Raw genomic sequence first — 22,009 nt, forward strand, 5'->3', positions numbered from 1 at the left:
AACCTGTTCAAGGTCTTGCCGAGCGCAGCATGAGCAAGCGCAGGCAGACGTTGAATAGGTTCTCAGCCGACGGTGATCGTCGGCAGCGCAGGCAGTTCGATGTCGAGCTTTTCGGTGGGCGCCATCACTTCGGCCTCGCCTTTCACCACGGCCTTGCCATCCTGGTTGAGCACGACTGTGCCGATGCGCACGCGGTTCTTCGGCAGCTTTTCCAGCACTTCCAGCTCCACCGTCAGTTCGTCACCGAGCTTCACCGGGCGGGTGAACGTCAGGTTCTGGCCGAGGTAGATGGTGCCCGGGCCGGGCAGGGTGGTGGCAATCGCCGCGCTGATCAGGGCGCCGCTGAGCATGCCGTGGGCGATGCGCTCCTTGAACTGGGTGGTGGCAGCGTACTCGGCGTCCAGGTGCACCGGGTTGCGGTCGCCGGAGACTTCGGCGAACAGCTGGATGTCGCGCTCGCCGACGCTGCGCTTGAAGCTGGCCTTCTGGCCGACTTCGAGTTCTTCGTAAGGGACGTTTTGCACGGAAGTCATAGGGGCTCCTCGGATTTCTCGACCTGCGGGACGGGGCAGTGCGCCGCCAGCCAGTCGATCAGGTTGTGGGTGACCTCGTCGCGGTTGCTCTCGTTGAACAACTCGTGACGGGCGTCGGGATAAATCTTCAGTTGGACGTCGCGTACCCCCGCCCGGGTCATCGCCTGGGCGAGGTCGTTCAGGCGCTTGCCCTGGCTGACCGGGTCGCGCTCGCCGCCGATCACCATCACCGGCAGGTCGCTGCGGATGCGTGACAGGTGCTCGACCGGGGTGATGTCGGCCAGGCCGCCGAGCAGGTCCAGCCACAGCTGGTTGCTGCAACGGAAGCCGCAGAGCGGGTCATGGACGTACTTGTCGACCTCGGCGGGATCGCGGCTGAGCCAGTCGAAGGCGGTGCGGTTCGGCTTGAAGGCCTTGTTGAAGGAGCCGAACGAAAGGAAGTCGATCAGTGCGCTACGGCCCAGCGGCCCCTGCCGCCAGCGCTGGAAGCGGGCGATCAGCCGGGCACTCTTGTACAGCGCCACCGGCTGGTAGTTGGAGCCGGACAGGACCGCCGCCTTCAGGCTGGCGCTGTGCTGCATCAGGTAGGCGCTGCCGATGTAGCTGCCCATGCTGTGGCCAAGGAGGATGATGGGCAGGTCCGGGTGTTCCTCGCGGATATGCCGGTTCAGCGTGTGCAGATCGCCGATCACCTTGCCCCAGCCGCCATGGTCGGCGTAGTGGCCCAGTTCGCCGTGTTCGGCGGTGCGGCCGTGGCCGCGCTGGTCGATGGCGTAGAGGTGGTAGCCGGCGGCGTTCAGCGCAAGGCCCAGGCGTTCGTAGCGGCCGGCGTGTTCGGCCATGCCGTGGGACAGCATCAGAGCCCCGCGGGACGGGACTTCCGGTGCCCAGTGGCGGGTGTACAACGGTGTCTCGTCGCTGGCGGTCAGCCAGTAGGCGGCGTAGGGCATGGGTCCTTCCCGATTGTTGTACGAATTATCGAGCGCAGGTGAGACACGGCGATCATCGCCGACGCAGCGCAGTGTACAGCGCCGCGCACGTCTGCCCAGGCGATTTTTGCGCAGGCTGGCCGCGGGCATCTCCTGTATGGATTGCCTCGGCTGGCCTAGGCTTCCCGCGACGCCAAGCGCATCGCCGTACCCCGCACGGCGGCGGGGTGGTGGCGGAAGATTCACGTAGTCAATGAAGCTTGCGGGAGTCTTTGCGCTGACCGGGGGAGCTGTTAGCTTCCGTCAAATGACCGCAATGGCGGTTTTGTTTCGCTCAGGTACGAGGATAAGAATAAATGCAACCTGATTTCTGGAACGACAAACGCCCGGCCGGCGTGCCCAGCGACATTGACCTGGCGGCCTACAAGTCCGTGGTGGAAGTGTTCGAACGCTCCTGCAAGAAGTTCGCCGACCGTCCGGCGTTCAGCAACCTGGGTGTCACCCTGACCTACGCCGAACTGGACCGCCTGTCCGCCGCCTTCGGCGCGTACCTGCAGAAGAATACCGACTTGAAGCCCGGCGACCGTATCGCCGTGCAGATGCCCAACATCCTGCAATACCCGATCGCCGTGTTCGGTGCCCTGCGTGCCGGACTCATCGTGGTCAACACCAACCCGCTCTACACCGCCCGCGAGATGCGTCACCAGTTCAAGGACTCCGGCGCCCGCGCGCTGGTCTACGTGAACCTGTTCGGCAAGCTAGTGCAGGAAGTGCTGCCCGATACCGGCATCGAATACCTGATCGAGGCGCGCATGGGCGACCTGCTGCCCACGCTCAAGGGCATGCTGGTCAACACCGTGGTCAAGCACGTGAAGAAGATGGTGCCGGAGTACAGCCTGCCCCAGGCCGTCTCCTTCAAGGACGCCCTGCGCCATGGCCGCGGCCATGGCCTGCAGCCGGTGAAAGTCGGCCTGGAAGACATCGCCGTCCTGCAATACACCGGCGGCACCACCGGCGTGGCCAAGGGCGCCATGCTCACCCACGGCAACCTGGTGGCGAACATGCAGCAGGTGCACGCCTGCCTGCAGCAGCACGGCCCGGACGGCAAGCCGCTGATGCAGGTCGGCAACGAGGTGATGATCGCGCCGTTGCCGCTGTATCACATCTATGCCTTCACCGCGAATTGCATGTGCATGATGGTCAACGGCAACCACAACGTGCTGATCACCAACCCGCGCGACATTCCCGGCTTCATCAAGGAACTCAAACAGTGGCGCTTCTCCGCGCTGCTGGGCCTTAACACCCTGTTCGTCGCCCTGATGGACCGCCCGGAATTCAAGGAAGTCGACTTCTCCAACCTGAAGGTCACCAACTCCGGCGGCACCGCGCTGGTCACCGCCACCGCCGAACGCTGGAAAGCCCTGACTGGTTGCTCGGTGGTCGAGGGCTATGGCCTCACCGAAACCTCCCCGGTGGTCAGCACCAACCCCTATGGCGACAAGGCACGCCTGGGCACGGTCGGCATGCCGGTGGCCGGCACCGCCCTGAAGGTGATCGACGACGACGGCAAGGACCTCGGCCTGGGCGAGCGCGGAGAGCTGTGCGTGAAGGGCCCGCAGGTGATGAAGGGTTACTGGCAGCGTCCGGAAGCCACCGCCGAGGTCCTGGACGCCGAAGGCTGGCTGCGTACCGGCGACATCGCGGTGATCGACCCGGACGGCTTCGTGCGCATCGTCGACCGCAAGAAGGACCTGATCATCGTCTCCGGCTTCAACGTCTACCCCAACGAGATCGAGGACGTGGTCATGGCCCACCCGAAAGTCGCCAACTGCGCGGCGGTTGGCGTGCCGGACGAGAAGTCCGGCGAGGCGGTGAAACTCTTCGTTGTGCCGCGCGAGGGCGGGGTGACGGTGGAAGAGCTCAAGGCCTACTGCAAGGAGAATTTCACCGGCTACAAGGTGCCCAAGCACATCGTCATCAAGGATGCCCTGCCGATGACGCCGGTGGGCAAGATCCTGCGCCGGGAGCTGCGCGAAACCGCCTGAGGTGAGAGCAACAAAAAGGGGGCTGATCCAGGATCAGCCCCCTTTTTTATTGCGGGTTGTCGGCCAGAGCCGGTCAACCACCACAGCCGCCACAGCAGCCGTCCTTCTTGCGCAGGATCTCGTAGAGATCGTCCTTGAGCTGCAGCTTCTGTTTCTTCAGCGCCTCGATGGTGTCGTGCGATGCAGGGGTGATGCCGGCTTCCATGTTCTTGATCTCCTGGTCGAGATCGTTGTGGCTATGGAAGAGCTTGGCGAAATGCGGGTCCTCGGCTTTCAGGCGAGTAATCTTTTCACGGAATTCGGGAAACATGAGGGTTCTCCAGGAGAGTGCAAAAGCACTCTGCGGGATCCGGACCTGGATAGTGTTGAGGTAGATCACTGAAGTCTCCGCGACGATAAGGACCGCATGGACCTGCCTGAAAGCGCCTGATCCGACTCCGAAGATTCACCCCTGCAACGAGGACCAGTCTGACCGCCAGTCCCATCCTTTTTTCCGGTTTCATTTCCCTGAAATCGACTTTGTCAGACAATCCAACAAGGCTCCAGCCCTTCTGGGACGGGCTTTTCCGACAGGCGGAGGGTTGGTGACCGAAACAGCTGCTTTCGGTCATTTTTCTGACTGACAAGGCTGTGTTTGGTGCTGGTCGCTGTTTATCAAAGCTGCTAATCTCGGCCCGCTTTTCGCTCCCTGCCTCCAGGGAAAGCGACATAAACACAACAACGAACCGCACTGCGGTAAAGACAAGCTGTTGCTTAGGAGTGGGCTTCCATGACCGACAATTTCTGGAAGGACAAATACCCAGTGGGGATCGCTGCCGAGATCAACGCTGACCAGTACCCGAACATCCTCGCGGTACTGAAAGAGTCCTGCCAACGCTTTGCAAACAAGCCTGCCTTCAGCAACCTGGGCAAGACCCTGACCTACGGCGAGATGTACAAGCTCTCCGGGGACTTCGCGGCCTATCTGCAACAGAGCACCGATCTCAAGCCAGGCGATCGCATCGCCGTGCAGCTGCCCAACGTGCTCCAGTACCCGGTCGTGGTGTTCGGCGCCATGCGTGCCGGCCTCATCGTGGTCAACACCAACCCGCTGTACACCGCGCGGGAGATGGAGCACCAGTTCAACGACTCCGGCGCCAAGGCGCTGGTGTGCCTGGCGAACATGGCACACCTGGCCGAGGAAGTGCTGCCGAAAACCGGCATCCGCAACGTCATCGTCACCGAAGTGGGTGACATGCTGCCGCCGCTCAAGCGCTTCATCGTCAACTTCGCGGTCAAGCACATCAAGAAGATGGTGCCGGCCTACAACCTGCCCAACGCGCAGAAGCTGACCGACGTCCTGGCCAAGGGCCGTGGCAAGGCGGTGGCGGAAGTCTCGCCCAAGAGCGACGACGTGGCCGTGCTGCAGTACACCGGCGGGACCACGGGCGTTGCCAAGGGCGCGATGCTGACCCACCGCAACCTGGTCGCCAACATGCTGCAGTGCAAGGCACTGATGGGCGCCAACCTCAACGAAGGCTGCGAGATCCTCATCGCGCCGCTGCCGCTGTACCACATCTACGCCTTCACCTTCCATTGCATGGCGATGATGCTCACCGGCAACCACAACATCCTGGTGACCAATCCGCGCGACCTGTCGAGCATGGTCAAGGAACTGTCGCAGTGGAAGTTCACCGGCTTCGTCGGCCTGAACACCCTGTTCGTCGGCCTGTGCAACAACGAAGGCTTCCGCAAGCTGGACTTCTCCGCGCTGAAGCTGACCCTCTCCGGTGGCATGGCCCTGCAACAGGCCGCTGCCGAGCGCTGGAAGGACGTCACCGGCTGCGCCATCTGCGAAGGCTACGGCATGACCGAGACCAGCCCTGTGGTATCTGTGAACCCGTTCCAGAACATCCAGATCGGCACCATCGGCATCCCGGTTCCGTCGACCCTGTGCAAGGTCATCAGTGATGACGGCCAGGACCTGCCGCTGGGCGAGCGTGGCGAGCTGTGCGTGAAGGGCCCGCAGGTGATGAAGGGCTACTGGCAGCGCCAGGAGGCCACCGACGAGATCCTCGACAAGGACGGCTGGCTGCGGACCGGTGACATCGCGATCATCCAGGACGACGGCTACATGCGCATCGTCGACCGCAAGAAGGACATGATCCTGGTGTCGGGCTTCAACGTGTACCCCAACGAGCTGGAAGACGTGCTCGCCACCCTGCCGGGCGTGCTGCAGTGCGCCGCCATCGGCATCCCGGACGAGAAATCCGGCGAGTCGATCAAGGTCTTCGTGGTGTCCAAGCCGGGCGTCACACTGACCAAGGAGCAAGTCATGCAGCACATGCACGACAACCTCACCGGCTACAAGCGTCCCAAGTCCGTGGAGTTCCGCGACAGCCTGCCGACCACCAACGTCGGCAAGATCCTGCGCCGCGAACTGCGTGACCAGGAGCTCAAGAAGGTCAGGGCCTGAGCCGAAGGATGAAGAACCCGCCGCAAGGCGGGTTTTTTTATGCCTGGACGCAGCCGGCGTGAAGGGTCGCCAAGCAATCGACGTGGCGGCCCTTGTCGGTCTTTTGCGACAATTCGCGGATTGTCGCCATGACAGCCCATTCCAGGGACCGGCTCCGCACCCGCTCGCGCCGCTCCCGCCTGATGCCCGCGAAGCCGATGACCACAGACAGCACGCCAACTCCCGAACAGCTCCTGCAGCGCATGGATCACGCGATGATCCGCGACCGCCATCGCCTGCGCCGGCAGCTCCACGAACTGCGCAAGCACCCCGACGAGGCCAAGCTGGCCCAGTGGGCCGAGCGCTTCCAGGCCTCCTGTGCCAAGGTCGAGGCGCGCCGCGCGAGCATCCCGAAGATCCGCTACGACGACAGCCTGCCCATCGCCGCCAAGCGCGACGAGATCAAGGCCGCGCTGGAAAAGAGCCAGGTGGTGGTGATTGCCGGCGAGACCGGCTCGGGTAAGACCACCCAGCTGCCGAAGATCTGCCTGGAGCTGGGACGCGGAACCCACGGCCTGATCGGTCACACCCAGCCGCGCCGCCTCGCCGCGCGCAGCGTGGCGACCCGCGTCGCCGAGGAGCTGGCGGTGCCGCTGGGTGAGCGGGTCGGCTACCAGGTGCGCTTCGAGGACCAGAGCGACGAAAGCACCCTGATCAAGCTGATGACCGACGGCATCCTGCTGGCCGAGACCCAGCATGACCGTTACCTCGAACGCTACGACACCATCATCGTCGACGAAGCCCACGAACGCAGCCTGAACATCGACTTCCTGCTCGGCTTCCTCAAGACGCTGCTGCCGCGTCGGCCCGACCTCAAGCTGATCATCACCTCGGCGACCATCGACCTGGAGCGCTTCTCCAAGCACTTTGGAGATGCGCCCATCGTCGAAGTTTCGGGGCGCACCTACCCGGTGGAAACCTGGTATCGCCCGCTGGCGGCGGAAGTGGACGAGGACGGTGAAGCGCTGTTCGACGACCTGTCCGTGGACCAGGGCATCCTCCGCGCGCTGGACGAGATCGCCGCCCATGAGCGCGAAGTCGGCAAGCGCCCCGGCGACGTGCTGGTGTTCCTTCCCGGCGAGCGCGAAATCCGCGATGCCGCCGACATGTTGCGCAAGGCCAACCTGCGCCACACCGAGGTGCTGCCGCTGTATGCGCGCCTGACGCCGGCCGAGCAGCAGAAGATCTTCGCGCCCATGCCGGGGCGCAAGATCGTGCTCGCTACCAACGTCGCCGAGACCTCGCTGACCGTGCCGGGCATCCGCTACGTGATCGACAGCGGCACCGCGCGCATCAGCCGCTACAGCTACCGTGCCAAGGTCCAGCGCCTGCCCATCGAGGCCGTTTCGCAAGCCAGCGCCAACCAGCGCAAGGGCCGTTGCGGCCGGGTCGAGCCGGGCATCTGCGTGCGCCTGTACAGCGAGGAAGACTTCAACGGCCGCCCGGCCTTCACCGATCCGGAAATCCTGCGCACCAACCTCGCGGCGGTGATCCTGCAGATGCTCCATCTGCGTCTGGGCGACATCGAGGCCTTCCCCTTCATCGAGCCGCCGGACGGCAAGGCCATCAACGACGGCTTCACCCTGTTGCAGGAACTCTCGGCGGTGAACCGCGAGGGCCAGCTGACGCCGCTGGGTCGCCAGCTGGCGCGCCTGCCCATCGACCCGCGCCTGGGCCGCATGCTGCTGGAAGCGGCGCAACTGGGCAGCCTGCCGGAAGTGCTTACCGTGGCCAGCGCGCTGTCCGTGCAGGACCCGCGCGAGCGGCCGATGGATCGCCAGCAGGCGGCCGACCAGGCTCACGCGCAGTGGAAGGACCCGGATTCCGACTTCGCTGCGCTGATCAACCTCTGGCGCGGCTTTGAAGAGCAGCGCCAGGCGCTGGGCTCCAACCCGCTACGCAACTGGTGCCGGAAGAACTTCCTGAATTACCTGCGCCTGCGCGAGTGGCGCGATGCGCACCGCCAGTTGACGCTGATCTGCCGCGAACTGCAGCTGCCCTTCGGCAGTAAGTCGGAAGGTGGCCAGCGCAAGAGCGAGCCCGTCCGCGAGCAGGCCAGGCAGCACGACAACCGTGGCCGCCAGCCGGTCGCCAAGACCGACGAGCCGAAAGCCCGCGACATCGACTACGCCGCCGTGCACAAGGCGATCCTCTCCGGCCTGCTCAGCCAGATCGGCCAGAAGGCGGAGGAGGGCGACTACCTCGGCGCGCGCCAGCGGCGCTTCTGGATTCACCCGTCCAGCGTGATCGGCCGCAAGAAGCCGCAGTGGATCATGGCTGCCGAACTGGTGGAGACCACCAAGCTGTTCGCCCGCATGGTCGCGAAGATCGAGCCGGACTGGCTGGAGCCGTTGGCCGGGCACCTGGTGAAGAAGAACTACCTGGAGCCGCATTGGGAAAAACGCCGTGGTCAGGTGGTGGCCTACGAGCAGGTGACTCTCTATGGCCTGATCATCGTTGGCCGCCGCGCCGTGCACTACGGCCCGATCGACGCGCCGGTTTCCCGCGAGATGTTCATCCGCGAGGCGCTGGTGCGCGGCGAAATCAACAGCCGCGCCAAGTGCCTGTCGGCCAACCGCCAGTTGCTGGAGAAGCTCGACGAGCTGGAAGCCAAGGCGCGCCGGCGCGACATCCTCGCCGACGAGGAAACCCTGTTCGCGTACTACGACGAGCGCCTGCCGGCGGACATCTACCAGTCCGCCAGCTTCGAGAAGTGGTACGAGCGCGAGCACAAGCAGCAGCCCAGCCTGCTGATCATGCGTGAGGAAGACGTCCTCGCCCGCGACGCCAGCGAAGTCACCGCCGGCCTCTACCCAGATCGCTTGCGCCTGGGCGAACTGCAACTGCCGTTGACTTACCACTTCGAACCCGGTCACGCCCGCGACGGCGTGACCCTGCGCGTGCCGGCGCCGCTGCTGCCGCAGTTGCCTGCCGAGCGCCTGGAATGGCTGGTGCCAGGCCTGCTGGAGGCCAAGTGCATCGAGCTGGTGCGCAGCCTGCCCAAGGCCATCCGCAAGAACTTCGTGCCGGTGCCGGACTTCGTCCGCGCCGCGCTGGGCAAGATGGTCTTCGCCGAGGGTGCACTGTCCGAATCCCTCGGCCGCGAGCTGCAACGCATGACCGGCAGCCGTGTACCGGAAGAGGCTTGGGCGGACGCTGAAACCCAGGTGGAAAACCACCTGCGGATGAACATCGAAGTGGTCGACGCCCGTGGCAAGTTCCTCGGCGAAGGCCGCGACCTGGCCGAGCTCACCGCGCGCTTCGCCGAGGCCAGCCAGGCCGCACTGGCGATCCCGCAGGCCGACAAGGCGCAGAAACCGGTGGAAGCCAAGGGCTTCGCCGAAGTGGCGGAGAAGACCCAGCAGAAGGTTGCCGGACTATCGATGACGGTCTACCCGGCGTTGGTGGAAGAGGCTGGCGTGGTTAAGGAAAACCGCTTCCCGACCCAGGCCGAGGCCGACTACCAGCACCGCCGTGCCCTGCAACGCCTGCTGCTGCAACAGCTGGCGGAGCCGGCCAAGTTCCTCCGTACCAAGCTGCCGGGGCAGACCGACATGGGCCTGCTTTACCGCGAGCTGGGCCGCGTCGAGGCGCTGGTGGAAGACATCCTGCTGGCCAGCCTGGACAGCGCGATTCTCGAGGGCGAAAGCAACCTGCCGCGCGACGGCGCCGGGCTGGCCTCGCTGGCTGAGAAGAAGCGCAGTGCCTGGACCGAACACGCCGAGCGCATCGCCCGCTTGACCCTGGAAATCCTCAAGCTCTGGCACGGCCTGCAGAAGCGCTTCAAGGGCAAGGTCGACCTTGCCATGACGGTGCCGCTGAACGACGTGAAGGGGCAACTGGCCAAGCTGGTCTACCCCGGCTTCGTGCGCGACACTCCGCTGGAGTGGCTGAAGGAGTACCCGCGCTACCTGAAGGCGGTCGAGCAGCGCCTGGACAAGGTCGCCGGGCAAGTCCAGCGCGACCGTGTATGGAGCGGCGAGATGGCCGGCTACTGGGAACAGTATTCGGCGCGCCTGGCCAAGCACAGCCAGGAGGGCAAGCGCGATCCGGAGCTGGTGTTGTACCGCTGGATGCTGGAGGAATACCGCGTCTCGCTGTTCGCCCAGCAACTGGGGACCAAGGTGCCGGTGTCGGACAAGCGCCTGTCGAAGCAGTGGAGCCAGGTCGAGGCCTGACCTCCGAGCCCCTTGTAGGAGCGGGCCATGCCCGCGATCGCGCGCATGGCCCGCTCCTACAAGGGGATTCCGAGGTCAATCGCGCTTCGGAATGCCCAACCCGCGCTGCACCGCCGGCCGTGCGAGGAAGCGCTCCAGCACACGCTTCACGTTCTGGAACCTCTCGAACTCCACCAGTTCGCCCGCCTCGTAGAACCCGACCAGGTTGCGAATCCACGGGAAGGTGGCGATGTCGGCGATGGTGTAGCGCTCGCCCATGATCCAGTCGCGCCCTTCCAGGCGCTGGTCGAGCACAGCCAGCAGGCGCTTGGATTCATCCACGTAGCGCTGGAGCGGGCGCTTGTCCTCGTAGTCCTTGCCGGCGAACTTGTTGAAGAAACCCACCTGGCCGAACATCGGCCCGATCCCGCCCATCTGGAACATCACCCACTGCAGCGTCTCGTAGCGGCCGGTCGGGCCGGGGACGATCAGCGAATCGGTCTTGTCGGCGAGGTAGACCAGGATCGCGCCCGACTCGAACAGCGCCAGCGGTTTTCCGTCCGGGCCGTTGGGGTCGATGATCGCGGGAATCTTGTTGTTCGGGTTGAGCGAGAGGAATTCCGGGGAGTGCTGGTCGTTGCGCTCGAAGCTGACCAGATGCGGCTCGTAAGGCAGACCCAGCTCTTCCAGCATGATCGACACCTTCACGCCGTTTGGCGTGGGCAGCGAGTACAGCTGCAGGCGGTCAGGGTGTTCGGCGGGCCATTTGCGGGTGATGGGGAATGTGGAAAGGTCTGACATGCGTACTCCGGTCAGGAAACTGAAGAAAAGCAGCGAAGGGCCTCAGGATAGACCTCCGCGCAGCGCCGGTCATGACCCGCGCTCGACAAACCGGTATGGTGCGACCCCATAACCCCGTCACCGGAGAAGGAACCCATCATGAGCCTGCATGGCGCCTACGATCCGCAGAACATCTTCGCCCAGATCATTCGCGGCGATGCCCCCTGCTACAAGCTGTACGAGGACGACGACGTGCTCGCCTTCCTCGACCTTTTCCCGCAGTCCTTCGGCCATACCCTGGTGATCCCCAAGCGCAGCGCCGCGCGCAACATCCTCGAGGTTGATCCCGAGGCGCTGGGCAAGGTGATGGGTGTGGTCCAGCGCCTGACCGGCGTGATCGTCGCCGAGCTCAATCCCGACGGCGTGCAGGTTGCCCAGTTCAACGGCGCACCGGCCGGGCAGACGGTGTTCCACATCCACATGCACATCGTCCCGCGCTATGCCGGCGAAGGCTTGGGCATCCATGCGGCGAACAGGGCCGAGGCGGCGGAATTGGAGAAGCTGCAAGCGCGCCTCGTTGCCCGTCTGAACGGCTGAGGCACGCCTGAACGGCGGGAGCTCGCTTAGCGGGCGACCACGGGCTTGATGTCGAAGCCTGCGCGGTTGTCGCTGTTGATGCGGAAGCGGTTGTCGTTGCCGGGCTCCAGCGACACCAGCAATTCGCGGCGCAGCATGGCCTTGCTGCACAGGCCGTCGCCGTCCTTGTCGCCGATGATGCCGACCACGTGCTGGCCCGCCGGCACGTGGAAGCTGGCCGACTCGCCGCTACCGATGCGCGCCGCCACCGCCTGGTCGATGGTGACGGCTACATAGCAGCCGCCACCCAGAAAGCCCGAGTCGCGGGTAACGTCCACCTGGACGCTGTCCTTGCCCGCTTGCTGATAGGCCAGCAGGCGATCTGAAGGAACAGGACGGGCCTCATCGTTCTGGTACGAGGCACAGCCCGACAGCACCAGCAACGGCAGGACAGCAAGGATCGAACGCATAGATTTCCTCCACGGATGATGCAGCGAAGGCTAGCCCAGAGCGGACGATCCTGCCGTGAATCAGTCAGCGCACAGATTGATTCGGTCGGATGGCTACGTAGTGTAGGAATTTGGAGTAGTCTTCTGGAGCGGGAGGCAGTCAGGATGACTGGGACGGCCAACCCGCTGAGGGCCGAGCCAAGGAGCCAGGCTGATGTACCGCAACAGCGATCCCGAACAGCTGTACGAACCCAGCACCGGGCCGACAGGGCTGGAAGAGGCCGATCACCGCCTGCTGATGCGGCTGATCTTTGCCTGCACCGGGGCGACCCTGGGGGTGTTCTGTATCCTGCAGAGCCTGGCCGGCAACTACTGGCTGGCCGCCACCGAGGCCGTCGCCTGCACACTGCTGCTGTGGGCTTCGCACCGGCTCAAGTGGGTGCGCCGCCTGGTGCCCTGGATCATCGCCTACCTGCTGCCGACCTTCTGCTTCATCCTCTATATCATCGTCATGCCCAAGGCCTCGGCCTCGGCCTTCGTCTGGGTCTACCTGATGCCCGTCATGGCCTACCTGCTGCTGGGAAAGTTGCGCGGATTCCTGCTGGCCGTGCCGTTCATGCTGCTGGCGACACTGCTGTACCTGTATGTGAACCGTCCGCACCTGGACGCGCCGGGGCTGATCGATGTCGGCAACGGCATCTTCTGCGGTGTGCTGGTTCTGGCGTTCATGCACCTCTACGAGGGGCGTCGCGCCGACGCCTATAAACAGCTGCGCCGCCTTGCGCTCACCGACGCACTGACCGGCGTGGCCAGCCGCGAGAGCTTCCGCCGTGCACTGCAGCGCTGTATCCAGGAAGTGGCCCTGTACGACGCGCGGCTGGTGCTGGTGGTGCTGGACGTCGACCACTTCAAGCTGATCAATGACCAATGGGGGCATGACGCCGGCGACAAGGCGCTGCAGCACCTGTGCAAGTCCTTGCGTCACCGCTTGCGCGCCACCGACCTCATCGGCCGCCTGGGCGGGGAGGAGTTCGGCATCCTGCTGCCGTACACCGACCGCTTCGATGCCCAGCCGCTGGTGGAGGAGCTGCGCAAGGAGGTGTCGCGGCGGCCGCTGGAGTACTCCGGGCAGCGCATATCGTTGTCCGCCACCTTCGGTCTGGCCGAGTGGCCCACCGACGGCCTGGATGCCGACGAGCTTTACCGCTGCACCGACCGCCGCCTGTACCGGGGCAAGGCGGAAGGGCGCAACCGGCTGGTGTGCAGCGACTCGGTCTGAGCGGCTCAGGCGGCGTCGAGCAGGGCGAGGGTATCGGTGGCGTTCATCATCCGCGCCACGGCCAGGGGCGTCAGGCCGCTGGCATCCTGCGCCGCACGGTTGGCGCCGTGTTCCAGCAGGCAGCGGACGATCTCCGGACGATTGAACATCGCTGCCATCATCAGTGCGGTCTTGCCATCGGGAGAGGCGCCTTCGACGTTGGCGCCGTGGGCGAGCAGCAGGCGGACCATCTGCAGGTCACCCTTGAAGGCCGCGCCGGCCAGTGGCGATTGCCCGGCATTGTTGTGCAGGTCCGGGTCGGCGCCGTGTTCCAGCAATGTCCGCACCGTGTCCTGGTGGCCGTAGTAGCTGGCCAGCATCAGCAGGCTGTCGCCCTTGTGGTTGCGCAGATTGGCCGGCAGACCCTGGCGCAACAGGGCGGCGAGGCGCTCCGTGTCGCCCTGGCGGGCCAGGTCGATCACCTGATTGGCGAATTCCAGTGTCTGTTCGTCCATTTCCGGGCGGGGTATGTCACTCATCCTGTCGGTCTCCCTGGTCAATGGCGTGAAGCATACGGGTCGCCACCGAATCCGGCGCGCCAGCCATGACTATGGTGCCCTTGCAGAAAATCAATCGATGGGGCCATGCCGGTCAGTACGAGGCTTTATTACGGAAAGTGGCGTAATCGCCGCGCTTTGCCGGCGACTTTTTGCCGAAAATTGCAGCATAATCAGTCCCCCTGTGCTTGTACTAAGGTGCCACCGCGCACCGCCGGGCGGCGAAAGATGCCGCCTGCAGACGGGGATGGCAGACTGCCTTGCTACATACCCAGGCCTCCGCGCCATGTCGCGAAGCCCAAGATTATCCAGTGCCGGCCGCCGTGCGGGCACCTTGATGCCTAACTTTGCCGCCTGGTCCGGCGGCTCGATACAGAAGAGGATTGACCGTGCATAAAGTCGTGATCAGCGGAACTGGCCTGTACACCCCGCCGTTCAGCATTTCCAACGATGAACTGGTGGAATCCTTCAACAGCTACGTCCGCATTCACAACGAGGAGCACGCCGACGCCATCGCCAAGGGCGAGATGGAGCCGCTGGCCGAATCCAGCTCCGCTTTCATCGAGAAGGCTTCCGGCATCAAGAGCCGCTTCGTGGTGAACAAGGAAGGCATCCTCGACCCGCAGCGCATGGCGCCGCGCATTCCGGAACGCTCCAACGAAGACTGGGGCATCCTCTGCGAAATGGCCGTACACGCTGCCAAGGAAGCCCTGCAGCGCGCCGGTCGTACCGCCGCGGACATCGACGGGGTGATCGTCGCCTGCTCCAACCTGCAGCGCGCCTACCCGGCGGTAGCCATCGAAGTACAGGCCGCCCTCGGCATCCAGGGCTTCGGCTTCGACATGAACGTCGCCTGCTCCTCGGCCACCTTCGGCCTCCAGGCCGCGGTGAACAGCGTGCAGCTCGGCCAGGCCCGCGCCATCCTGCTGGTCAACCCGGAAATCTGCACCGGCCACCTGAACTTCCGCGACCGCGACAGCCACTTCATCTTCGGTGATGCCGCCACCGCCGTGATCGTCGAACGCGCCGACCAGGCCACCAGCAAGCATCAGTTCGATGTGGTGAGCACCAAGCTGCTGACCCAGTTCTCCAACAACATCCGCAACAACTTCGGCTTCCTCAACCGTGCCGCGGAAGAGGGCATCGGCCAGCGCGACAAGCTGTTCGTGCAGGAGGGCCGCAAGGTGTTCAAGGACGTCTGCCCGATGGTGGCCGAGCTGATCGGCGAACATCTGGCGCAGAATGACATCCCGGTCAGCGACGTGAAGCGCTTCTGGCTGCACCAGGCGAACCTGAACATGAACCTGCTGATCACCCGCAAGCTGATCGGCCGCGATGCCGAGGCCCACGAGGCGCCGGTGATCCTCGACACCTACGCCAACACCAGTTCGGCCGGCTCGGTCATCGCCCTCCACAAGTACCAGGATGACCTGCCCGCCGGCTCCATCGGCGTGCTGAGTTCCTTCGGCGCCGGTTACTCCATCGGCAGCGTGATCCTGCGCAAGCGCTGATCGTGCCCATCGACGACAACGAGCTGTTGTCGCGCCTGCTGGCCGGTGACCAGCAGGCCTTCCGCACCCTGGTAGCGACCTACCAGGGCGCGATGCGCGCCGTTGCCATCGCTATCGTCGGCAGCGCCCAGGCTGACGAAGTGGTGCAGGACGCCTGGCTTGCCACCGTGCGCAATCTCGACGGCTTCCAGCGTCGCTCCAGCCTCAAGACCTGGCTGCTGACCATCACCGCCAATACCGCCAAATCCCGTCTGCGCAAGGTTCGCCGCGATATCTCGCTGGACGATCTACCCGCGCTCCACGGCAGCATCGACGACTCCCGCTTCGCCCCCGACGGCCACTGGAGTCCGGCACCGCTGGCCTGGCACGAGGACTCCCCGGAGGCCCTGCTGGCGGAGGACGAGCTGCGTGAATGCCTGGAAAAGACCCTCGCCAGCCTGTCCGAGCTGCAGCGCAGCGTCCTGTTGCTGCGTGAGCGGCAAGGGCTTGAGCTGGAGGAGATCTGTAATCTTCTGGACGTTTCGCTCTCCAATGTCAGGGTGCTGCTGCATCGCGCACGGTTGAAGGTGTTCGCCACGCTGGAGCACTTCGAGGAGACCGGGGAATGCTGACCTGTAAGGAACTGGTGGCACGCTCCAGCGACCTGCTGGACGAACAACTGGGCTTTCGCGAGAAGCTGGCGCTGAGGCGGCACCTGCTGCTGTGCCGCAATTGCCGGCGTTACCTGCGGCAGATGCGGCTGGCCCAGGCCACGTTGCGCGCGCTACCGGAAAAGTCCGGCGCGGACATCGACCTGCTTGCTGCCCATCTTGCCGAGCTGCGGCGGGATCATTCGCGACGGTAATCCAGCACTTCTGTAGGGCATGGAACCGTTCGCGGTCGTACGCCGATTCGCCTTGATTTGTCGACGGCTCCGGGGTGGGTTTCGGAGTGCCCTGAAACCGAGGTCAGACGGCGCATAACGTCGAACCTTATATGCCCTACGGTCCTGCCGATATTGCGCACTCCTGTAGGAGCGGGCCATGCCCGCGATCGCGCCCATGGGGCGCTCCTACCGCTGGGCCCAGATCAGCTTGGCCCCTGCGCATGCCACGCATCCAGCCCACCCGACAGTGCCCACGCACGCGGATGCCCGGACGCCTGCAGACGCTCGGCGAGCATGGCAGCGGAAAGTTCGTGGGGACAGGCGCAGTAAATCACGACATCGCGATCACCCAGGCTGTCGCGCAACTGGTCCAGCGGCGCGTCGAGGCCGAAGGGGATGGAACCGGGGATCGCCTCGCCATCGAACTGTGCGCGCACATCAAGGATCAGCGGCGGCTGCTCGGCGTCGAGACGGGCGCGCAGTTCGTCGACACTGATGCGCGGGATCCGCGAGGTGCGGCGCAACAGGCTGAAGCGCTGCCAGAGCTTCCAGGCGATGAACAGGGCGAAGGCGCCCAGCAGCAGGGCCGCGCCGAGGCTGGCGTACTGGGTGAGCCAGCCGAGCACATAGTCCACCGCGTCGCTGAAGATGCTGCCGATCATCAAGGCCGAACCCGCCCAGAGCGCGGCGCCGGCGCAATCGTAGCCGAGGAAGCGGTGCACGCGGGTGCCGGTCATCCCGGCCATGGTGGTGGTCAGCGCGCTGGCGCCGGGGAGAAAACGCGAGATCAGCAACGCGCGCGGGCCGATGCGCAGGTACAGGCTCTGGCTCTGACGGATGCAGCTGTCCGGGGACAGCGAGACCTTGCACACGCTGCGCAACATGAACCCGCCGTAGTGCCGGCCGGCGAAGTACCAGATGCAGTCGGCGAGCAGGCAGGCGATGACCGCCACCGCCAGGGCTTCGCCCAGCGGCACGCCGCTGCCCTGCAGGGCCAGTGCGCCGGCGACGATCAGGGCCGGGTAAGCCGGAATCGGCAGGCCGAGTTGCTCCAGCAGGACGTTGAGGAACAGCAGGCTGAGGCCGTGCTGTTGGATCAGGGGTTGCAGTTCGTGCATGGGAATGTCTGAGGGCAAGGTCTTTCAGAGGAAGGTGGAAGCATACCGTCAAAGCGGCTGAGGGAAAGAGCTCGGAGCCTAGTCGGACGCGGCCTAAAGCCTTTATGACATAAGAGAATCAAAAGTTCCTTTGTAATAAAAGTTTTATCTACGAGCAACTGATCTGAAATAACCCCTCGCCAAGATTCCCAGCAACACAAACGGGGGCCGCCAGAACGGCCTGTGCGAGTCCTTGGGGGGCGCGCAGCAGCCAGGCACTCGGCGTGTTCAACGCAAATACCATTAAGGGGAATCTTCGATGATCCGTAAGCACTTCGCCGGTTACGCCGCCACTGCCCTGGCACTGGCCGTTTCCGCCCAGGCTTTCGCAGGTACAGTCACCACCGACGGCGCCGATATCGTGGTCAAGACCAAGGGCGGCCTTGAGGTCGCCACCACCGACAAAGAGTTCAGCTTCAAGCTGGGTGGTCGCCTGCAAGCGGATTACAGCCGCTTTGATGGTTTCTACACCAAGAATGGTGACTACGCGGACGGCGCGTACTTCCGTCGTGCCTACCTGGAACTGGGCGGCACCATGTACCGCGACTGGAAATACCAGGTCAACTACGACATGTCCCACAACTCGGGTAACGCTGACAACGGTTACTTCGACGAAGCTTCCTTCAGCTACACCGGCTTCAGCCCGGTTGTTCTGAAGTTCGGCCGCTTCGACCCGGACTTCGGGCTGGAAAAGGCCACCAGCTCCAAGTGGGTGACCGCTACCGAGCGTACCTCCGCCTACGAAATTGCTGACTGGGTCAACACTCACCAGGACGGCATGGGTGCCCAGGTTGGCGGCGTGATCGCCAACATGGCCTATGTCGATGCCGGCGTGTTCTCCAAGGACGTCGACGACACCAATGGTGACAGCGTCAAGCAGTTCAACTTCCGTGGTGTGTTCGCTCCGATGAACACCGACGGCAACGTTCTGCACGTCGGTCTGGATTACGCCTACCGCGACCTGAACGACACCGCCTTCGACTCCCGTATCCGTCCGCGTCTGGGCATGCGTGGCGTTGCCACCAACGGTGGTAACGACGCTGGCGACAACGGCAACCGTGCTACCTTCGGCGGCGCGACCCTGAGCCCGGCGGGTTCCTACAAGGACGACACCACCTGGGGTGCTGAACTGGCCTACGCCTTCGGTCCGTTCTCCGCTCAGGCCGAATACGTCGACCGCAAGATGAAAGCCGATGCCAACGCTTACCAGGACATCAAGGCTGACGGTTACTACGGCCAGCTGGCTTACACCATCACCGGCGAGTCCCGTGTGTACAAGCTCGATGGCGCCAAGTTCGACACCATCAAGCCGGCTGACAAGCAGTTCGGTGCCTGGGAAGTCTTCTACCGCTACGACCACATCAAGGTCGATGACCCGAACGTGAAAGTAGCCACCGCTACCCGCGACGTCGGCGACACCAAGGCCAGCACCAACACCGTTGGTGTGAACTGGTACGCCAACGAAGCCGTGAAGGTCTCCCTCGACTACGTTCACGTCTCCACCGACGGCATTCGCAACAATGCCGGCGACGACAGCGGCGATGGCGTCGTGACCCGTCTGCAATACGTGTTCTAAGCAGTACGCAGTACCGTTGACTCCTTTGTGTGAACCCCCGCCTCGGCGGGGGTTTTTTTATGGGAGTCGGAAAAGGCACTCGGATTACCGATGTAGGAGCGCCCCATGGGCGCGATCGCGGGCAGGGTCGCTCCTATGTATGGATCAGCGGAAGCCCGGCACCGCCGGCCGCCGCTGGAATTCGACTTCGATCATCTCGTCGAAGGGCGTATCCCGCTCCCGCCGGGCCCAGCCGAGCCTCGTGAGGAACGCCAGCGCCGCAGGATTGTCCGGCATCACGCCAGCTCGCCACAGGGTGCTGAGCTGCAATTCGGGGTGGCTCATCATCAGCGCCATCACTTCGCGCCCAACGCCCGTGCCGCGCAGCTCCGGGCGCACGGCGAGGTCGGTGACGAAGTAGTACGGATGCGCCTCGACGGGCAGGCAGACGCCAACCACCGCCACCAACTGATCGCCATGCAGGATGCTGTACTGCACGCTACCTGCGTCAGCCAGCACGTGAGCCAGCCAGTTCCGGTCCATCGGCCCCAGTTGCGCATTCAGCACCGGGTCAGCGAACCAGCTTTCATACTCGGGAAAGTCGTCAGCGAGGAACGGGCGAATCTGCATGCGGGCGCTCTCCGGTGCCGCTGCGGGAGGGCTCACCCTCGCATTCCCTGGCTGTTTGCGTCAATCGACCCTGAGCGTTCGCGTCATTGAGGCCGTGCGCGGCCAGCACCTACCCTGCGGGCACTCAACCCACCGGGAGTCGACCATGCTGCGCAATCACTTCGAGACTGAGCACAACCTGTTCCGCGATGCGTTCCGAGCCTTCCTCGACAAGGAAGTGGTGCCCCATCAGGAGGCCTGGGAAGAAGCCGGCGTGGTGGATCGCAGCGTATGGCGCAAGGCGGGGGAAATGGGCTTCCTGCTGCCCTGGGCGGAGGAGGAGTACGGCGGAACCGGTCTGAAGGATTTCCGCTACGAACAGATCATGTGTGAGGAACTGGCCGCCATCAACGAGCCAGGCTTCATGATCCCGCTGCACTCGGCACTGTGCGGCCCCTACATCGCCGAGTACGGCAATGCCGAGCAGAAGGCCCGCTGGCTGCCGGGGATCATCCGCGGCGAGAGCATCCTGGCGGTGGCGATGACCGAACCGTCGGCCGGTTCTGACCTTGCCGGCATGCGCACCACGGCAGTGGACAAGGGCGATCACTTCCTCCTCAACGGCTCCAAGGTGTTCATCTCCAACGGGCAGCTGGCGGACCTGGTGATCGTCGCGGCGAAGACCGACCCTTCGAACAAGCACGCCATGGGCCTGTTCGTGGTCGAGCGCGGCATGGAGGGCTTCGAGCGCGGGCGCAACCTGAAGAAGCTGGGCATGAAGAGCCAGGACACCGCCGAACTGTTCTTCAACAATGTGAAGGTGCCGAAGGAGAACCTGCTGGGCGACGCCAAGGGCGGCTTCTTCTACCTGATGAACATGCTGGCTCAGGAGCGCCTGACCAACGCCTGCGGCGCGGTGGCCGGCGCCGAGGCAGCCCTGAACACGACCATCGACTACGTGAAGGAGCGCAAGGCCTTTGACCGTCCGGTGGCGCACTTCCAGAACACCCGTTTCAAGCTTGCCGAGATGCGTACCCAGATCGACGTGGCGCAGGTCTTCACCGACCGCTGTGTGATGGACCACAACCAGAAGAAGCTGACCCCTGAGGTTGCCGCCGAGGCCAAGCTGTTCACTACCGAGTTGCTGTGCAAGGTGGTCGATGAAGGCGTGCAACTGCATGGCGGCTGGGGTTACATGTGGGAGTACCCGATCTGCAAGATGTACGCGAATGCGCGCATCCAGCGCATCTTCGCCGGCACCTCGGAGATCATGAAAGAGATCATCAGCCGCGGCATGAAGCTCTGAGGCGCGGCGCCCACGCATCGATTGAGCGAAACAGGAGTGCCCATGAACGGCCCGCTCGCCTCACTGAAGATCCTCGATTTCTCCACCCTGCTGCCGGGGCCGTTCGCCTCGCTGCTGCTGGCGGACATGGGCGCCCAAGTGTTGCGCGTGGAATCGCCCACACGCATGGACTTGGTACGCGTGCTGCCGCCGCACGTGGACGGCACCTCCGCCAGCCACGCCTACCTCAACCGCAACAAACGCTCCATCGGCCTGGACCTCAAGCAGCCGCAGGCGGTGGAGGTGGTGAAGCAGTTGGTGCAGGAGTACGACATCGTGCTGGAGCAGTTCCGCCCCGGCGTGATGGACAAGCTCGGCGTCGGCTACGAAGCGCTGAAGGCGATCAACCCGAGGCTGATCTACGTGTCGATCACTGGTTACGGCCAGACCGGACCGCTGCGCGACCGTGCCGGGCACGATATCAACTACCTGGCCCTGGCCGGCATCGCCAGCTACACCGGCCGCCGCGACACCGGCCCGTTGCCGCTGGGTGTGCAACTGGCGGACATCGGTGGCGGTTCGCTGCATGGCGTAATGGGGCTGCTGGCAGCGGTCATCCACCGGCAGCAGACGGGAGAGGGGCAGCAGGTCGATGTGAGCATGACCGACTGCGCCTTCAGCCTGCATGGTATGGCTGGCGCGGGCTATCTCGCTGCGGGCGTGGAGCCGGACATGGAGTCCCTCGCGCTCAACGGCGGTAGCTTCTACGACTACTACCGCACCCGTGATGGCCGCTGGTTCTCGGTGGGCAGCCTGGAGCCCCAGTTCATGCAGCAGTTCTGCGCCGCCATCGGCCGCCCGGAACTGGCCGCCCGCGGGCTCTCGCCCAAGCCGGAAGACCAGCAGGCGCTCAAGCGCGAGATCGCCATCGAGTTCGAGAGGCACGATTTCAGCGAATGGCAGGAGCGCTTTGTCGCGCTGGATGCCTGCGTCGAGCCCATGCTGTCGCTTTCCGAGGCGGTGGAGCACCCGCAACTGCGTGAGCGCGGTGTGGTCACTCAAGTGCCCAACGGCAAGGGCGGTGAGCAGCGGCAGATGGCCTGCCCGATCCGCTTCTCCGCCGGCCGGCCAGAGCCGCGTCATATTGGTGTCGCGTTAGGTGCACACACGGGCGAGGTGATGGCCGAACTGGGTTATTCGACCGAGCAGGTCGAGGTGCTGAAGGCGGCGAAGGTCATCGCCTGAGCGG

The 22,009-nt window shown here is 64.4% G+C and carries 19 protein-coding genes; 11 read left to right on the top strand and 8 right to left on the bottom strand.

Going from position 1 to position 22,009, the window contains the following annotated elements:
* Window positions 1-62: 62 nt before the first annotated feature.
* Both GA645_RS07475 and GA645_RS07480 read right to left on the bottom strand, forming a co-directional pair.
* On the bottom strand, window positions 63-533 hold the full coding sequence (locus GA645_RS07475) for a MaoC family dehydratase (RefSeq protein WP_152221405.1): 471 nt from the start codon (window positions 531-533) through the stop codon (window positions 63-65).
* A complete protein-coding gene (locus GA645_RS07480; RefSeq protein WP_152221407.1) occupies window positions 530-1,483 on the bottom strand; it encodes an alpha/beta hydrolase in 954 nt (317 codons plus the stop codon). The genes GA645_RS07475 and GA645_RS07480 overlap by 4 nt, the downstream gene beginning before the upstream one ends.
* Before the next feature lie 335 nt (window positions 1,484-1,818).
* Between GA645_RS07480 and fadD2 the strand changes: the two genes are divergently transcribed.
* The gene (gene fadD2, locus GA645_RS07485) at window positions 1,819-3,507 is read left to right on the top strand and encodes a long-chain-fatty-acid--CoA ligase FadD2 (RefSeq protein WP_152221409.1); all 1,689 of its coding nucleotides are present in this window, start codon (window positions 1,819-1,821) and stop codon (window positions 3,505-3,507) included.
* Between the two features lie 73 nt (window positions 3,508-3,580).
* Here the strand turns inward: fadD2 and GA645_RS07490 are convergent, their stop codons facing one another.
* Window positions 3,581-3,817: a YdcH family protein gene (locus tag GA645_RS07490; protein ID WP_152221411.1), complete on the bottom strand. Its 237-nt coding sequence runs from the start codon at window positions 3,815-3,817 to the stop codon at window positions 3,581-3,583.
* A gap of 459 nt (window positions 3,818-4,276) precedes the next feature.
* On the opposite strand from GA645_RS07490, the gene fadD1 reads away from it, so the two are divergent.
* Both fadD1 and hrpA read left to right on the top strand, forming a co-directional pair.
* Window positions 4,277-5,962, top strand: a complete 1,686-nt coding sequence (fadD1, locus tag GA645_RS07495; RefSeq protein WP_152221412.1) for a long-chain-fatty-acid--CoA ligase FadD1 — start codon at window positions 4,277-4,279, stop codon at window positions 5,960-5,962.
* Window positions 5,963-6,159: 197 nt separating this feature from the next.
* Window positions 6,160-10,179, top strand: a complete 4,020-nt coding sequence (hrpA, locus tag GA645_RS07500; protein ID WP_152221414.1) for an ATP-dependent RNA helicase HrpA — start codon at window positions 6,160-6,162, stop codon at window positions 10,177-10,179.
* Between the two features lie 75 nt (window positions 10,180-10,254).
* Here the strand turns inward: hrpA and GA645_RS07505 are convergent, their stop codons facing one another.
* Window positions 10,255-10,959, bottom strand: a complete 705-nt coding sequence (locus GA645_RS07505) for a glutathione S-transferase N-terminal domain-containing protein (protein WP_152221416.1) — start codon at window positions 10,957-10,959, stop codon at window positions 10,255-10,257.
* A 138-nt stretch (window positions 10,960-11,097) separates the two neighbouring features.
* On the opposite strand from GA645_RS07505, the gene GA645_RS07510 reads away from it, so the two are divergent.
* Window positions 11,098-11,535 carry an HIT family protein gene (locus GA645_RS07510; protein ID WP_152221418.1) on the top strand — a complete coding sequence of 146 codons (438 nt, stop codon included), beginning with the start codon at window positions 11,098-11,100 and terminating at the stop codon, window positions 11,533-11,535.
* A gap of 26 nt (window positions 11,536-11,561) precedes the next feature.
* On the opposite strand, the gene GA645_RS07515 is transcribed toward GA645_RS07510, so the two are convergent.
* Window positions 11,562-11,984, bottom strand: a complete 423-nt coding sequence (locus GA645_RS07515) for a 3-isopropylmalate dehydratase (RefSeq protein ID WP_152221420.1) — start codon at window positions 11,982-11,984, stop codon at window positions 11,562-11,564.
* Window positions 11,985-12,177: 193 nt separating this feature from the next.
* Between GA645_RS07515 and GA645_RS07520 the strand changes: the two genes are divergently transcribed.
* Window positions 12,178-13,242, top strand: a complete 1,065-nt coding sequence (locus tag GA645_RS07520) for a GGDEF domain-containing protein (RefSeq protein ID WP_152221422.1) — start codon at window positions 12,178-12,180, stop codon at window positions 13,240-13,242.
* 5 nt (window positions 13,243-13,247) lie between these two features.
* Here GA645_RS07520 and GA645_RS07525 read toward each other — a convergent pair whose 3' ends face one another.
* The gene (locus GA645_RS07525) at window positions 13,248-13,760 is read right to left on the bottom strand and encodes an ankyrin repeat domain-containing protein (protein ID WP_152221424.1); all 513 of its coding nucleotides are present in this window, start codon (window positions 13,758-13,760) and stop codon (window positions 13,248-13,250) included.
* 407 nt (window positions 13,761-14,167) lie between these two features.
* Here GA645_RS07525 and GA645_RS07530 point away from each other — a divergent pair, with 407 nt between their 5' ends.
* From GA645_RS07530 to GA645_RS07540, 3 genes are read left to right on the top strand one after another with little or no spacing between them, the layout of a single operon-like run.
* On the top strand, window positions 14,168-15,289 hold the full coding sequence (locus tag GA645_RS07530) for a beta-ketoacyl-ACP synthase III (RefSeq protein ID WP_152221425.1): 1,122 nt from the start codon (window positions 14,168-14,170) through the stop codon (window positions 15,287-15,289).
* Window positions 15,290-15,291: 2 nt separating this feature from the next.
* Window positions 15,292-15,900, top strand: a complete 609-nt coding sequence (locus tag GA645_RS07535) for an RNA polymerase sigma factor (RefSeq protein WP_178119501.1) — start codon at window positions 15,292-15,294, stop codon at window positions 15,898-15,900.
* Window positions 15,894-16,133 (top strand): zf-HC2 domain-containing protein, encoded by a 240-nt coding sequence (locus GA645_RS07540; protein ID WP_152221427.1) that lies wholly within the window; start codon window positions 15,894-15,896, stop codon window positions 16,131-16,133. Before GA645_RS07535 ends, GA645_RS07540 begins: the two co-directional genes overlap by 7 nt.
* A 224-nt stretch (window positions 16,134-16,357) precedes the next feature.
* Here GA645_RS07540 and GA645_RS07545 read toward each other — a convergent pair whose 3' ends face one another.
* Window positions 16,358-17,272, bottom strand: a complete 915-nt coding sequence (locus GA645_RS07545; RefSeq protein WP_152221429.1) for a DedA family protein/thiosulfate sulfurtransferase GlpE — start codon at window positions 17,270-17,272, stop codon at window positions 16,358-16,360.
* Window positions 17,273-17,570: 298 nt separating this feature from the next.
* On the opposite strand from GA645_RS07545, the gene GA645_RS07550 reads away from it, so the two are divergent.
* Complete coding sequence (locus tag GA645_RS07550; RefSeq protein ID WP_152221431.1) at window positions 17,571-18,887, top strand: OprO/OprP family phosphate-selective porin; 1,317 nt, start codon at window positions 17,571-17,573, stop codon at window positions 18,885-18,887.
* Between the two features lie 144 nt (window positions 18,888-19,031).
* On the opposite strand, the gene GA645_RS07555 is transcribed toward GA645_RS07550, so the two are convergent.
* Window positions 19,032-19,496 (bottom strand): GNAT family N-acetyltransferase, encoded by a 465-nt coding sequence (locus GA645_RS07555; RefSeq protein WP_152221433.1) that lies wholly within the window; start codon window positions 19,494-19,496, stop codon window positions 19,032-19,034.
* Between the two features lie 145 nt (window positions 19,497-19,641).
* Between GA645_RS07555 and GA645_RS07560 the strand changes: the two genes are divergently transcribed.
* Together GA645_RS07560 and GA645_RS07565 are read left to right on the top strand one after the other, a co-directional pair.
* A complete protein-coding gene (locus GA645_RS07560) occupies window positions 19,642-20,781 on the top strand; it encodes an acyl-CoA dehydrogenase family protein (protein ID WP_152221435.1) in 1,140 nt (379 codons plus the stop codon).
* 42 nt (window positions 20,782-20,823) lie between these two features.
* Complete coding sequence (locus GA645_RS07565) at window positions 20,824-22,005, top strand: CaiB/BaiF CoA-transferase family protein (protein WP_152221437.1); 1,182 nt, start codon at window positions 20,824-20,826, stop codon at window positions 22,003-22,005.
* Window positions 22,006-22,009 lie beyond the last annotated feature (4 nt).

This window comes from Pseudomonas sp. SCB32, assembly GCF_009189165.1.
GTDB lineage: Bacteria > Pseudomonadota > Gammaproteobacteria > Pseudomonadales > Pseudomonadaceae > Pseudomonas.